Origin of the sequence: Burkholderia sp. SIMBA_051 (assembly GCF_046534915.1) — a bacterium.
GTDB classification, from domain to species: Bacteria; Pseudomonadota; Gammaproteobacteria; order Burkholderiales; family Burkholderiaceae; genus Burkholderia; species Burkholderia ambifaria.
On the sequence record NZ_JAWRXS010000004.1, the window covers coordinates 488,919 to 501,739 of the forward strand.

At 68.8% G+C, this 12,821-nt stretch carries 13 protein-coding genes; 5 read left to right on the plus strand and 8 right to left on the minus strand.

The features are described 5' to 3' along the window. Window positions 1-74: 74 nt before the first annotated feature. From SB771_RS12635 to gloB, 3 genes are all read right to left on the minus strand, one after another. On the minus strand, window positions 75-1,307 hold the full coding sequence (locus SB771_RS12635; RefSeq protein ID WP_175661799.1) for an MFS transporter: 1,233 nt from the start codon (window positions 1,305-1,307) through the stop codon (window positions 75-77). Between the two features lie 159 nt (window positions 1,308-1,466). Then, window positions 1,467-3,041, minus strand: coding sequence for a transglycosylase SLT domain-containing protein (locus SB771_RS12640; protein ID WP_175661798.1), 1,575 nt, complete (start codon window positions 3,039-3,041; stop codon window positions 1,467-1,469). A 151-nt stretch (window positions 3,042-3,192) separates the two neighbouring features. Then, on the minus strand, window positions 3,193-4,044 hold the full coding sequence (gene gloB / locus SB771_RS12645) for a hydroxyacylglutathione hydrolase (protein WP_175661797.1): 852 nt from the start codon (window positions 4,042-4,044) through the stop codon (window positions 3,193-3,195). Between the two features lie 18 nt (window positions 4,045-4,062). Between gloB and SB771_RS12650 the strand changes: the two genes are divergently transcribed. The 3 genes from SB771_RS12650 to dnaQ are packed head-to-tail and all read left to right on the plus strand — an operon-like array spanning window position 4,063 to window position 6,088. Next, the gene (locus SB771_RS12650; RefSeq protein ID WP_006750294.1) at window positions 4,063-4,875 is read left to right on the plus strand and encodes a class I SAM-dependent methyltransferase; all 813 of its coding nucleotides are present in this window, start codon (window positions 4,063-4,065) and stop codon (window positions 4,873-4,875) included. Then, window positions 4,872-5,315 (plus strand): ribonuclease HI, encoded by a 444-nt coding sequence (rnhA, locus tag SB771_RS12655; protein ID WP_006758689.1) that lies wholly within the window; start codon window positions 4,872-4,874, stop codon window positions 5,313-5,315. Before SB771_RS12650 ends, rnhA begins: the two co-directional genes overlap by 4 nt. A gap of 38 nt (window positions 5,316-5,353) precedes the next feature. Further along, window positions 5,354-6,088, plus strand: coding sequence for a DNA polymerase III subunit epsilon (gene dnaQ, locus SB771_RS12660; RefSeq protein WP_175661796.1), 735 nt, complete (start codon window positions 5,354-5,356; stop codon window positions 6,086-6,088). A 51-nt stretch (window positions 6,089-6,139) separates the two neighbouring features. Here the strand turns inward: dnaQ and SB771_RS12665 are convergent, their stop codons facing one another. Then, window positions 6,140-6,472 carry a YnfA family protein gene (locus tag SB771_RS12665; RefSeq protein WP_011656489.1) on the minus strand — a complete coding sequence of 111 codons (333 nt, stop codon included), beginning with the start codon at window positions 6,470-6,472 and terminating at the stop codon, window positions 6,140-6,142. A 539-nt stretch (window positions 6,473-7,011) separates the two neighbouring features. Here SB771_RS12665 and proP point away from each other — a divergent pair. Further along, the gene (gene proP / locus SB771_RS12670) at window positions 7,012-8,493 is read left to right on the plus strand and encodes a glycine betaine/L-proline transporter ProP (protein ID WP_138847958.1); all 1,482 of its coding nucleotides are present in this window, start codon (window positions 7,012-7,014) and stop codon (window positions 8,491-8,493) included. Window positions 8,494-8,604: 111 nt separating this feature from the next. Here the strand turns inward: proP and SB771_RS12675 are convergent, their stop codons facing one another. After that, window positions 8,605-8,799, minus strand: coding sequence for a hypothetical protein (locus SB771_RS12675; RefSeq protein ID WP_006750289.1), 195 nt, complete (start codon window positions 8,797-8,799; stop codon window positions 8,605-8,607). A gap of 356 nt (window positions 8,800-9,155) precedes the next feature. Next, window positions 9,156-9,785: a glutathione S-transferase family protein gene (locus SB771_RS12680; RefSeq protein WP_175661795.1), complete on the minus strand. Its 630-nt coding sequence runs from the start codon at window positions 9,783-9,785 to the stop codon at window positions 9,156-9,158. Between the two features lie 183 nt (window positions 9,786-9,968). Here SB771_RS12680 and phaZ point away from each other — a divergent pair, with 183 nt between their 5' ends. Then, window positions 9,969-11,192 (plus strand): polyhydroxyalkanoate depolymerase, encoded by a 1,224-nt coding sequence (gene phaZ / locus SB771_RS12685; protein ID WP_175661794.1) that lies wholly within the window; start codon window positions 9,969-9,971, stop codon window positions 11,190-11,192. Here the strand turns inward: phaZ and SB771_RS12690 are convergent. Then, window positions 11,179-11,847: a phosphoribosyltransferase gene (locus SB771_RS12690; RefSeq protein WP_175661865.1), complete on the minus strand. Its 669-nt coding sequence runs from the start codon at window positions 11,845-11,847 to the stop codon at window positions 11,179-11,181. The two genes, phaZ and SB771_RS12690, sit on opposite strands and share 14 nt — an antisense overlap. Before the next feature lie 179 nt (window positions 11,848-12,026). Continuing rightward, a complete protein-coding gene (locus SB771_RS12695; RefSeq protein ID WP_175661793.1) occupies window positions 12,027-12,548 on the minus strand; it encodes a phospholipase D-like domain-containing protein in 522 nt (173 codons plus the stop codon). Window positions 12,549-12,821: the final 273 nt, after the last annotated feature.

Sequence of the window (12,821 nt, forward strand, 5' to 3'; positions counted from 1 at the left end):
GCCGCGCCTGACGCCGCGGCGACCGCGCGCCGCGCGCGCTGCTGCGGCCCCGTTTGCGCAGGCCGCCCTACTCGTCAGCGTACCGCCGGATCACCCTGCTTGCCAGTGCCGCGCGCAGGCCACGCGTACCAGACCGCGCTCGCGAGCTGCAGCGCGAGCAGCGCGCTCCACGCGCTGACGTGCGCGGCGGCCGGATAATGGCCATCGATCGCCGGCCAGTGCGACAGCACCGCGCCGATGCCGATCTGGAACGCAAAGATCAGCACGAAGATCACGAGCGTGAGCGTCGTGTTCGCGCGGCCGATCAGATGGGCCGGGAAATGACGGGCCAGCACCGCATAGGTCAGGATCCCGACGCCGCCGAACATCCCGTACGCCGCCCACAGTACGGCCGGCGGCAGCGGGATGCGCGCGACGATCGCGGCTTGCGTCGCGACGAACAGCGCCATGCCGACGCCGCAAAACGCCTGGACGGACACCCCGCGCCGCTCGAGCACGCGCGCCGCCGCGCCGAAGCCGACGCAGCCGGCCATCATCGCGAAGCCAAGCACCGACACGAGTTGGGCCGCGCGCTGCGCATCGAATCCCGCGACATCGCGCAGGTACGGCCCGACCCACAGCGACTGCATCGCATAGAACACGCCCTGCGTGACGACCGAGAATGACGAGATCTTCCAGAACGCGCGGCTGCTCAGGATGTGCCAGGTGCCCTTGAACTGGCTGACGAGCCCGCCCTGGTGGCGTGGCTGTTCGGCTTCCGGCGCGCCGAAGCCGATCGCGGCGGCGACGACGATCGTCAGCACCGCGAGGCCGCCGCAGATCGCGCGCCAGCTCGCGAGCCCGAGCAGCCAGGTCAGCGGCGAGCCGACCGCGACGCCGCCGAGGCCGCCGACCGCCATCACGAGACCGTTGAGGAGCGGCAACCGGCCGACCGGAAAATGCTGAGCGAGCGCCTTGAACGCCGCACCGAGGCACACCGAGACGCCGACGCCGATCAGGAGCCGGCCGATCATCATCGTGCCGAGGTCGTGCGCGACGCCGAACACCGCGGCGCCGGCCGCCGCGAACAGCAGCATCCCGGCCGTCACGCGGCGCGGGCCGAAATGGTCGAGCAGCACGCCGGCCGGAATCTGCGCGCCGGCGAAGCCGAGAAAATACAGACTGGTGAGCAGCCCGAGATCGGCGGCCGACAGCCCGAGCTCGTGCGTGACGAACGGCGCGAAGCCGAGATTGACGCCGCGGAACACATACGACACGAAATACCCGATCGCAAACAGCGCGAGCACCCTCGCCTGCACCGATGACATCGCCTCTCCTTGTTGTTCCACGTCCCGCGCGACAGCGGCCGCGCCGCCGCGCACAAATGAAAACGCCGTCACCTCGGTGACGGCGTTGCCTCGCGCTTCGTCGGATGATAACGCAATCGCGCGGCCCGGATGGGCCGCCGCGTTGCGACCGCGACCGCGTTACTTCTTCTTGGCCTTGCTGGCAGCAACCTTGGCCGGCGCCGCCTTCGCGGGAGCCGCCTTGGCCGCGCGGGCCGCCGGCTTCGCGGCAGCGTGCTTCGCGCCACGCGACTTGCCGCCGACGGACAGGCTCGCGCGCTCGATATGCGCACCGGCCGCCGACGTCGCGATCCGCTCCGGACCCGGCTCGGCCGGCACCGCACGGCCGACCGGCACGTGCAGCACGAGCGCCTGGCCCGGCATCACCATATCGCGGTGCGTGCGGTTCCATGCCTTCAGCTGGCCGACCGACACGCCGTAGCGACCGGCGAGTGCGGCCATCGACTGCTTGCGGCGCACGCGGATCAGCATCTTGCGCGTGTCGGGCACGTCGGGCTCCATCGCGAGCACGCCATTTTCGGCGACGTCCGCGCTGATGTCCTCGTCGTCGTCATCGCCACGCGGCACGACGATCGTCGAACCCGGCTTCAGGCGCATGCCGGCCGGAATCTTGTTGATCGACATCAGCGTATCGGCGTCGACACCGATCTTCTCGGCGATCGCGGCCGGACGCGCGCGCTCGCTGACCGTGTAGGTGGTCCACGACGACAGCTGGCCGTTGTGCGCCTTCAGGTTCTTCTCGAACGCCGCCGCATTGTCGAACGGCAGCAGGATCTGCGGCTCGGTCGCGCCGAGGATCACCGGCTTCGCGAACGACGGGTTCAGCGAGCGGAATTCGTCGAGCGACAGGTTCGCGAGCTTCGCGGCCACCGCCACGTCGATGTCGCGCGACGTCGTGACCGTCACGAAATACGGGTGGTTCGGGATGTCCGGCAGCACGAGGCCATACTGCTGCGGGCTCGCGATGATGTTCTTCACCGCCTGCAGCTTCGGCACGTAGTTGCGCGTCTCGTTCGGCATCCGCAGGCTCTGGTAGTCGGTCGGCAGGCCGGCCGCCTGGTTGCGCGCGATCGCGCGCTGCACGTTGCCCTCGCCCCAGTTGTACGCGGCCAGCGCCAGATACCAGTCGCCGAACATGTCATGCAGGCGCGACAGGTAGTCGAGCGCGGCGCTCGTCGACGCGAGCACGTCGCGACGCTCGTCCTGCCACATGTTGCGCTTGAGGTTGTACGTGCGGCCCGTGCCCGGCATGAACTGCCACATGCCGGCCGCCTTCGCGACCGACAGCGCCTGCGGGTTGTACGCGGATTCGATGAACGGCAGCAGCGCGAGCTCGGTCGGCATGTGGCGCGCCTCGAGTTCCTCGACGATGTGATACAGGTACTTCTGCGAGCGCTCGGTCATGCGCTGCACGTAATCGGGACGCTGCGTGTACCACGTGGTCTGCATGTCGACGAGGTCGCTCTGCAGGTCGGGCATCTGGAAGCCGCGACGGATGCGGCCCCAGAGATCGGAGTCCGCACTGGTCAGGTCGCCGACGGATTGCTTGTCGACGTCGACAGTTTCTTTGGCGGTGGCTGATTTACGGAGGTAGTTGGACGTCGCCTGCGAATCGGCGGCGTTGTTGGCGACAGGAGCCTGGCTCGCACAAGCGGCGAGCAGCAGGACCACCATCGCACTCAATATAAGTCGCATGAAAATCTCGGCTTCCGACGGCTGGAAATTGCAGGCGATACTACGGAAGTGCGTGCTTCACGTCAATAAAAACACCGAAAACTCAGCGAAATCCTACATTTGGAGCAATTTTTACAGGCGCCACCTGAGGTTTGGAGTCCTCCGGAATGCGTCATCGGAAACGATTTTTCCATTCGCGCATCAGCGTGAATGCCGCCAGACGATCCGGCACCGTTTCGTGCAGCTCGGCCTCGAGCGTCGCATGGATGGCCGTGCTGTCCGCGCGCATGAACGGGTTCACGGCACGTTCGTGTGCGATCGTGGTGGGGAGCGTCGGCACGCCGCGCGCGCGCAGCGCCTGCGCGTCGTCGCGCCACGCGGCGAGCGCCGCATTGCCCGGTTCGCACGCGAGCGCGAAGCGGATGTTCGACAGTGTGTATTCGTGTGCGCAATGCACGCGCGTGTCGCCGGGCAGCGCCGCGAGCGCGTCGAGCGATGCGAGCATCTGCGCGGGCGTGCCTTCGAACAGGCGGCCGCAGCCGCACGAGAACAGCGTGTCGCCGCAGAACACGTGCGGCGTGGCCGCGCCTTGGCCGGCCTTGCCTGCGCCGGCCGCGCCTACGCCGGCCGCGCCGACGCCGGCCGCCTGGAAATACGCGATGTGGCCGCGCGTGTGACCGGGCACGTCGAGCACGTCGAACGCGAGCGCCGGTGCGTCGAGCGTCACGCGATCGCCGCCCGCGAGCGGCCGCGTGACCACGCCGATCGCCTCGGCTGCCGGGCCGTAAACCACGAGCGGCGCATCGTCCGGTTGGCTATCTCGCAGTGCGGCGACACCGCCGACATGGTCGGCGTGGTGGTGCGTGAGTAAAATAGCGGTCAACCGCCAGCCGCGTTCCGCAAGAACACGGCGTACCGGCGCGGCTTCACCCGGATCGACGGCGATCGCATCGCGGCCGTCCGACACGAGCCAGATGTAGTTGTCTTCGAATGCCGGCACCGGCACGTATTCCAGCTCGTTCATGGGCGCGCAATCAACGTTATGTCCGATCCACAAATTATAGACTGGCCCGCCTGGACCGACTCGCCGCCCGGCCGCTACGTGCTGGGCTGGGAGCAGGCGCAGCTCGACCGGATCGTGTCCGACGTGTTCGGGTTTCACGCGCTCCAGCTCGGCCTGCCGCAGCTCGACGCGCTGCGCGAGAACCGCATGCCGTATCGCGGCCTCGTGCTCGATCCGGCGAGCGGCGCGAGCGCGCCCTACCAGTATCCGTGGGCGCGCGAGGCGCGCGGGCCCGAACATGCGCCGGCCGATCGCAGCACGACGTGGTGCGACCTCCTAGACCTGCCGTTCGAGTCGCAGAGCGTCGACCTGATCGTGATGCCGCACACGCTCGAATTCACGTCCGACCCTCACCGCCTGCTGCGCGAGGCCGAACGCGTGCTGATGCCGGAAGGCCAGCTCGTGATCACCGGATTCAATTCGCTGAGCCTGTGGGGCATGCGGCAATCGTTCGGGCGCATGGCGAACCGCCCGTTCGTGCCGGCCGCGCGCGATCAGATCGCGTTCATCCGGCTCAAGGACTGGATCAAGCTGCTCGGCTTCGATCTCGAGCGCGGCCGTTTCGGCTGCTACCGGCCGCCGCTCGTCACCGACAAATGGCTTGCCCGCTACGGCTTCATGGAAGCCGCCGGCGACCGCTGGTGGCCGATCTTCGGCGCGGTCTACATGGTCACGGCCGTCAAGCGCGTGCGCGGCATGCGCCTCGTCGGCCAGATCAAGATGAAAAAGCCCGTGCTCGCGCCGGGCCTGACGCCGGCGGCCACCCCGACCACCCATCAAGAACACTCATGACCACCGACACCATCGACATTTATACCGACGGCGCCTGCAAGGGCAACCCCGGCCCCGGCGGCTGGGGCGCCCTGCTGCGCTACGGCGACCGCGAAAAAGAGCTGTTCGGCGGCGAGCCCAACACGACCAACAACCGCATGGAATTGATGGGCGTGATCGGCGCGCTCGAAGCGCTCAAGCGGCCGTGCCGCGTGATCGTCCATACCGACTCGCAGTACGTGCAGAAAGGCATCAGCGAGTGGATCCACGGCTGGAAGAAAAAAGGCTGGGTCACCGCGGCGAAGACGCCGGTGAAGAACGCCGACCTGTGGAAGCGGCTCGACGCGCTCGTCGTACAACACGAGATCGAGTGGCGCTGGGTGAAGGGCCACGCCGGCCATCCCGAAAACGAACGTGCGGACGCGCTCGCGAATCGCGGCGTCGAATCGCTCGTGGCCTGAACCCAGGCCACCCTATTGTCTTTCCCGATTTATCCGACATGCGCCAGATCATTCTCGATACCGAAACCACCGGCCTGAACCCCCGCACGGGCGACCGCCTGATCGAAATCGGCTGCGTCGAGCTGCTGAACCGGCGGCTCACCGGCAACAACCTGCACATCTACGTGAACCCCGAGCGCGACAGCGATCCGGGCGCACTGGCCGTGCACGGCCTCACCACCGAGTTCCTGAGCGACAAGCCGAAGTTCGCGGAAGTCGTCGACCAGATTCGCGACTTCGTGAAAGACGCCGAGCTGATCATCCACAACGCGCCGTTCGACCTCGGGTTCCTCGACGCCGAATTCGCACGGCTCGACCTGCCGCCGTTCACCGAACATTGCGGCGGCGTGATCGACACGCTCGTGCAGGCCAAGCAGATGTTCCCCGGCAAGCGCAATTCGCTCGACGCGCTGTGCGACCGGTTCGGCATCAGCAACGCGCACCGCACGCTGCACGGCGCACTGCTCGACTCGGAGCTGCTCGCCGAGGTCTATCTCGCGATGACGCGCGGCCAGGACAGCCTCGTGATCGACATGCTCGACGACGCAGGCGCCGATGGCAGCGCGGCGAACGGCCAGCGCGTGTCGCTCGCGTCGCTCGCCCTGCCGGTTCTCGCGGCGAGCGACGACGAGCTCGCCGCCCACCAGACGCAGCTCGACGAACTCGACAAGTCGGTCAAGGGCACGTGCGTGTGGCGCCAGTCCGCCGAGGTGGATACCGCTGAAGCCGCTTGACGCGGCGTCCCCCGCGCTCGAAAGTCTCGAAAGTCCCGCCTGCAGCCGCGCTTACGCGCGCGGCTGCAGCGCGATGACAGCCATCCCGCCGAGCGCGAGCACCGCGCCCGCCGCATCCCAGCGCGTCAGCGCGACGCCGTCGACCACCCGCAGCCAGATCAGCGCCACCGCGATATACACGCCGCCGTACGCCGCGTACGTGCGCCCCGCGGCGCTCGGGTGCAGCGTCAGCAGCCACGCGAACAGCGCGAGCGACAGCGCGGCCGGCACCAGCAGCCATACGGGCCGCCCGCCCTTCAGCACGAGCCACGGCAGGTAGCAGCCGACGATTTCGGCCAGCGCGGTAACGGCGAACAGCGCCGCGATCTTCATCAATTCGGTCATCCGGTTCCTCGTGAATTCTCCTGTCGCCCGGCGGGCCGCGCGACCCCGCCGCGCGCCGCCGATCATACCGGAGCCGAGCGCGCCAGAACCCCCGTCCCACGGGGGACTCCGGGCAATTTGCACGATCGTCTGTCATCGTGCTATCATGTCGCCTGTTTCAACATTCAATCTCTGTCTATTCGATTTCGAGAGAAGTCCGTCCGCACGTTGCGGGCCGGTGCTTCGACCGGAATTGCATCCACAGGAAAGCCCGCCCGACAGGCCCGCTTTTCTCGTTTCGTTGCCCCTCCGGGGCAGTTGCCGGAACGCCGGACCTCGTCCGCACCGGCATCCGCCGCTCGCATCACGCGGCCCATTCTTCATGAGCGCACCGTCGCGACGGCCCATCGGGCCCGCGTCGAAGCAACCCCTTACGGCCTCTTGCTGCCCCCTGTGCAGTAAGCGCTTAAAGGCTTGCCCCGACGCGCAGCACACGACATCGCGCTCGCCGGCAAACCGTGTCGGACGGCTCGCCCGTTCCGGCGCAGTCAAAGGAGTGCATGACCTTGACCGCAACACACGTCAGCCCGACCGCTGCTTCTTCCTCCGCTTCGTCCGAGGCCCCGCTCGCCGCGGACGACATTACCGTCGTCGACCAGAGCCTGCTCAAGCGCGCCGTCAGCGCGATGGCCATCGGCAATGCGATGGAATGGTTCGACTTCGGCGTCTACAGCTATATCGCCGTCACGCTCGGCAAGGTGTTCTTCCCGTCGAGCAGCCCGTCCGCGCAGCTGCTCGCGACCTTCGGCACGTTCGCGGCCGCGTTCCTCGTGCGTCCGCTCGGCGGCATGGTGTTCGGCCCGCTCGGCGACCGCATCGGCCGCCAGCGCGTGCTCGCCGCCACGATGATCATGATGGCCGTCGGCACCTTCGCGATCGGCCTGATTCCCAGCTATGCGTCGATCGGCATCATGGCGCCCGTGCTGCTGCTCGTCGCCCGCCTCGTGCAGGGCTTCTCGACCGGCGGCGAATACGGCGGCGCCGCCACCTTCATCGCCGAGTTCTCGACCGACAAGCGCCGCGGCTTCATGGGCAGCTTCCTCGAGTTCGGCACGCTGATCGGCTATGTGATGGGGGCTGGCGTGGTCGCGCTGCTCACCGCATCGCTGTCGCAGGAAGCGCTGCTGTCGTGGGGCTGGCGCGTGCCGTTCCTGATCGCGGGCCCGCTCGGCCTGATCGGTCTGTACATCCGGATGAAGCTCGAGGAAACGCCGGCGTTCAAGCGCCAGGCCGAAGAGCGTGAAGCGCAGGACAAGGCCGTGCCGAAGACGCGCTTTCGCGAAACGCTGCTGCGCAACTGGCGCGCGCTGCTGCTCTGCGTCGGCCTCGTGCTGATCTTCAACGTGACCGACTACATGGTGCTGTCGTACCTGCCGAGCTTCATGTCGTCGACGCTGCATTTCGACGAATCGCACAGCCTCGTGCTGGTGCTGATCGTGATGGTGCTGATGATGCCGCTGACGCTCGCCGCCGGCCGCCTGTCGGACAAGATCGGCCGCAAGCCCGTGATGCTGGCCGGCTGCGTCGGCCTGCTGGTGCTGTCGATCCCGTCGATGATGCTGATCCATGCGGGCACCACGGCGTCGGTGTTCAGCGGGCTGCTGATCCTCGGCGTGCTGCTGTCGTGCTTCACCGGCGTGATGCCGTCGGCGCTGCCGGCGCTGTTCCCGACCGAGATCCGCTACGGCGCGCTCGCGATCGGCTTCAACGTGTCGGTGTCGCTGTTCGGCGGCACGACGCCGCTCGTCACCGCGTGGCTCGTCGACGTGACCCACAACCTGATGATGCCCGCGTACTACATGATGGGCGCCGCCGTGATCGGCATCGTGTCGGTCGTCGCGCTCGCCGAAACCGCGCGCCAGCCGCTCAAGGGCTCGCCGCCGGCCGTCGCGTCGCATCGTGAAGCCCACCAGCTGGTGCGCCAGCTGCGCGAGGAAGAGGACACGGAGATCTACGGCGTCGTGTCGGCCGCCCGTGCCTGAGCGTTATAAATGAAAAAGCCCCGGCCGAAGCCGGGGCTCGATTGAATCCGATCGGCCCGACCGGCGCTTGCGCCGGCCGGGCTTTTTTTCGTCTGCGCGGCGCACGGGCGTTCATGCGTGCGCTTCGCCGTTGCGGGAGAAGATCAGTGCACGTGAACGCGACATCGCAGCCTGCGCGCCGCGCGCGGCGACAATCAGGCCGACCTGGCCGAGATTGAAATCGCGCTCGACCATCAGCTGCGTCAGCGCGGCAAGCGGCAACACGACGGACGGGTGGTACAGGCTCGATTCGATCAGGGCTCTCATCTTCGGCTCCATCAGGCAATGCGTATTCGATGGAGTGGATTCTAGGGACCGGGTGCCTCCGGATAAATGGCACGAATGCGAAGTCACTTGTCAGCGGCCGAGAACAATCGGCTGGGCCTTGCCGGACGGGGCCGAGCGGGTCGCGAGGGGCGACCGGGGGACCGTAAAAAGGCCGCGCGCGCCGTTGTTTTGCGCACGCTGCGCCGAACGGCCGGCGAAAAACGGGCGGGCTGGCAGTCACGGACGACCGGGTCAATCCGTGCCGGATGCCGGCCCAGATCCCGATGCGGCCACACGCACGCCGGTCGCGCCCCGCCCCCTCGATCCGCCGCCGCCCGCCGCGAGCGACGCCAGCTTCAGTCGAGCGGCGTCTCGACGAACGCCGGCAGCAATTCCGCGCGCGCCGAATGCGCGGCGAGCGCCGGATAACGGGCCGGATCGATCCGCGCGAGCGCCGGGTAATCGGCGGTCATGAACTGCGTGAAACGCCATGCGACGGCGACGGTCACGTCCGACTGCAGCAGGCGCGCGCCGCCGAGCCAGCCGTTCGCGGCCGCGACGAGCGGCTCGAGTTCGCCGTATGCGGCCTCGAGCTGGCTCAGCACCCGCTCGAGCCACGGTGCGTGCTGCTTGTCGGCCGGCCGCAGCGCCTGCTCGTACACGACCTGCACCGTCTTCTCGGCCGCCGCCAGCGCGAAACCGACCGGCACGAGCGCGCGCAGCCGCGCGTCGGCGGCGTCGGGCAGCAGGCGCCGCTCCGGCGCGACGCGATGGTCGAGGTAGTCGACGATCAGCGACGAATCGATCAGCGTCGTGCCGTCGTCGGTCACGAGCGTCGGTGCCTTCACGACCGGGCTGAACGTCCGGAACCGGTCGAAGTGGCGGAACACCGACACCGACTCGTGTTCGAACGGCAGGTCGAGCAGCCTCGCCGATATGGCCACACGGCGCACGAACGGGGAATCCAGCATGCCGATCAGCTTCATTGCAACGCTCCGCTTGAGGGGAATGGGAGCGACGACTGTAGCAGCGCCGTGCGTCGCCGCCTAGCGCGACGCATGCCCGCTGCATGCTTGATCCACGTCACCCGGTGACGATTTTTTCGACACCCGCTGTGCGGCCGGAGTGACCATAATGCAGATTCACGCCCCTTCCGCGCCAGGTTTGCCATGTGGTACGCCGTCGTCGAGCAGCAGCGGGAATGGATGCGCGCGTGGCGCGAAGCGACGCGTCATGCGTTCGACGTGTGGCCCGCCGAGACGCTGCCGCACGCCGCGTCGTCGTGTTATGACGACCTGTTCGAGCCGCTGCTCGGGCCGGCCGTGGAGCCGCCGCGCTTCGAGATCCGGCGGCCGGCCGTCGACGAGCGGATCGTCGCGCACACGCCGTTCTGCCAGTTGAGGCGCTTCGCGCGCGACGACACCCGACGCACGATGCTGCTGTGCGCGCCGCTCGCCGGTCACGCGGCCGTGGTGATGCGGGAGACCGTCGAGGCGCTGCTCGCGGACGGCGACGTGTGCGTGACCGACTGGGTCAATGCGCGCGACGTGCCGCTCGCGGCCGGCCGCTTCGGGCTCGACGAATACGTGGCGACGCTCGACGGCTTCGTCGACGCGCTCGCACGCGACGCCCGGCCGCTGCATGTCGTCGCCGTGTGCCAGGCCACCGTGCCCGCGCTCGGCGCGCTCGCGCTGCGCGCCGCGCGCGGCCTCGCGCCACCCGCGAGCGTCACGCTGATCGGCGGGCCGCTCGACGCGCGCATCAACCCGAGCTCGCTCGGCACGACCGCCGCGTCGCGTTCGCTCACGTGGTGCCGCCGCCATCTGATCGACATCGTGCCGCCCTGCTTCCCCGGCCGCGGCCGGCATGTGTTCCCGACCTATCTCCAGCAAGGCGAAATCGCGCTGCTGTATCCGCAACGCCTCCTGACGCTGATCGAGGAGTACGCGCGCGCCGCGTCGCGCTTCGACCTGACGGCGCTGGCGGACGCGCGGCGCGCGCTGCGCGAATACACGGCGCTGCTCGACATGCCGGCCGAATACTTCCTCGATACCGTCGATGTCGTGTTCCAGCGAATGTGTTTGCCGAACGGCACGTGGGACGTCGGCGGCCGGCGCGTCGAGCCGGCCGCGCTGCGCGGCGTTTTGCTGCTGACGGTGGAAGGCCGTTGCGACGCCGTCACCGGCGCCGGCCAGACGCATGCGGCGCTCGACATGTGCGGCGGCCTCGCGGCCGGCGAGCGCCATCGTGTCGATATCGACGATTGCGATCACTACGGGCTGTTCACGGGCGACCGCTGGCGCGGCGACGTCCATCCGGCGCTGCAGCGCGTGTTCGCGCAAGCCGAAGCCGCTCGCCCGGCAGCGCGCCGGCGCCGGGTCAGGCGGACGTGATGTCGTCGTCCTGCGCGCGGGACGCCTCGAGCAGCGCACGCACCTCGTCGTCCCCTGTCTGGTCGAAACGCGCGTAGAACTGGCTGATCCCGAAGAACAGGTACGGCTGCGACACCGTCACGAACGCGTCGGCCAGACCGTCGAACACGTGCCGCGCGCCCGCTGGCGCGACCGGTGCGGCGGCCACGATGCGCGCGGGATGGCGCTCGCGCAGCGCCTGCAGCGCGACGCGCATCGATGCGCCGGTCGCGACGCCGTCGTCGACGACGATCGCGATGCGGCCGTCGACCGGCAGCGGCGCCCGGCCGCCGCGATACAGCGCGTCGCGGCGTTCCAGTTCGACGGTTTCGCGCGCGATCACGTCGGCCAGCTGGCCATCGGTCACGCCCATCGCGCGAATCGCCGCGTGTTGCAGGTGGATCACCCCGCCGGTCGCGATCGCGCCGATCGCGAATTCGGGATCGGACGGCATGCCGAGCTTGCGCACGACCAGCACGTCGAGCGGCGCGCGCAGCGCCAGCGCGACCTGGTATGCCACCGGCACGCCGCCGCGCGGCAGCGCGAGCACGACGACGTCGCCACGCCCCGCATAGTCGTGCAGCGCGTGCGCAAGCCGGAGACCCGCGTCGGCGCGATCGGCAAAACACTCGGTCACGATCGGCTCCCTGCGTGGCGCCGCATGCGCGATACCCGCGCCGGCGCCTGTCCAACGAGCATGGTTCATCGGACGCGCCGATGCAAGCGGGGTCACACCGGCGTGGAAGGCTGCGGATTGCGGTTTGGGGCTTGCCGCGCGGAAAGGGGCGATGGAGTTCGCCCGGGCGGGCTCGCTGGTCAGAGGCCGCCGGCCTGCCGGTACAGCCGCCAGAACGACTGCGCGTACGACTGCGCAAGCTCCGGCGCGCGCTGGAACACGTTCACCGTTTCCGCGCGCGCGGTGGCGTCGTCGGACAGCGTCGTCAGCGCGACGCTGTCGTCGACGATCACGAAGCGCGGCGCCGGATCGCCGTGGCGCGAGTCGATCGCGACGTCAATGCCGGCCGATTTCAGATAGCCGGCGCCGCTGTACTTGCCGGCACGCGACGAACGCACCAGCACGACCCGCACTTCGATCCCGCGCGAGCGCGCCGTACGCAGCGCGGCGGCGACCGCGGGCGGCACATACGCGTAGCCTGCCAGCAGCACACGGCGCTGCGCTTGGCCGATCAGGTCGACGGTCGCATCGGCCGCCGCATTGTCATACGAAAAGTACGTACCGACCGACGCGGCGTCGGACGGAATCGGGCTGGCGTGGGCGCTCGTCGCGCAGCCGAGCGCGGCGAGGAGGAAGGCGGCTGGTCTCATGGCGGGCGCCATTGTAGCGACGCCAATTCGCGTGGCAAGCACCTGCTGAAAGGGTGCTGCGCCGGCGCAACACACGCGGCGGGACGGTTATCGAACCGAGCGGTTTACGAGGCGATTTGCCGCGTTGTCCGGGGTGCTTGCGCGGTGCCCTCGCAGTGCCTTGCGCGGTGCCTGCGCGGTGCCTGCGCGGTGCCTGCGTGGCGGCTGCGTGGCGGCTGCGTGGCGGCTGCGTGGTAGCTGCGTGGTAGCTGCGTGGTAGCTGCGTGGTAGCTGCGTGGTAGCTGC

Excerpts from the sequence above, each read along its gene's own strand:
- dnaQ (WP_175661796.1), top strand. The coding sequence starts at position 5,354 with ATGCGCCAGATCATTCTCGATACCGAAACCACCGGCCTGAACCCCCGC.
- proP (WP_138847958.1), top strand. The coding sequence starts at position 7,012 with ATGACCTTGACCGCAACACACGTCAGCCCGACCGCTGCTTCTTCCTCC.
- rnhA (WP_006758689.1), top strand. The coding sequence starts at position 4,872 with ATGACCACCGACACCATCGACATTTATACCGACGGCGCCTGCAAGGGC.
- SB771_RS12680 (WP_175661795.1), bottom strand. The coding sequence starts at position 9,785 with ATGAAGCTGATCGGCATGCTGGATTCCCCGTTCGTGCGCCGTGTGGCC.
- SB771_RS12675 (WP_006750289.1), bottom strand. The coding sequence starts at position 8,799 with ATGAGAGCCCTGATCGAATCGAGCCTGTACCACCCGTCCGTCGTGTTG.
- SB771_RS12665 (WP_011656489.1), bottom strand. The coding sequence starts at position 6,472 with ATGACCGAATTGATGAAGATCGCGGCGCTGTTCGCCGTTACCGCGCTG.
- phaZ (WP_175661794.1), top strand. The coding sequence starts at position 9,969 with ATGTGGTACGCCGTCGTCGAGCAGCAGCGGGAATGGATGCGCGCGTGG.
- SB771_RS12650 (WP_006750294.1), top strand. The coding sequence starts at position 4,063 with ATGTCCGATCCACAAATTATAGACTGGCCCGCCTGGACCGACTCGCCG.
- SB771_RS12695 (WP_175661793.1), bottom strand. The coding sequence starts at position 12,548 with ATGGCGCCCGCCATGAGACCAGCCGCCTTCCTCCTCGCCGCGCTCGGC.
- SB771_RS12640 (WP_175661798.1), bottom strand. The coding sequence starts at position 3,041 with ATGCGACTTATATTGAGTGCGATGGTGGTCCTGCTGCTCGCCGCTTGT.
- gloB (WP_175661797.1), bottom strand. The coding sequence starts at position 4,044 with ATGAACGAGCTGGAATACGTGCCGGTGCCGGCATTCGAAGACAACTAC.
- SB771_RS12635 (WP_175661799.1), bottom strand. The coding sequence starts at position 1,307 with ATGTCATCGGTGCAGGCGAGGGTGCTCGCGCTGTTTGCGATCGGGTAT.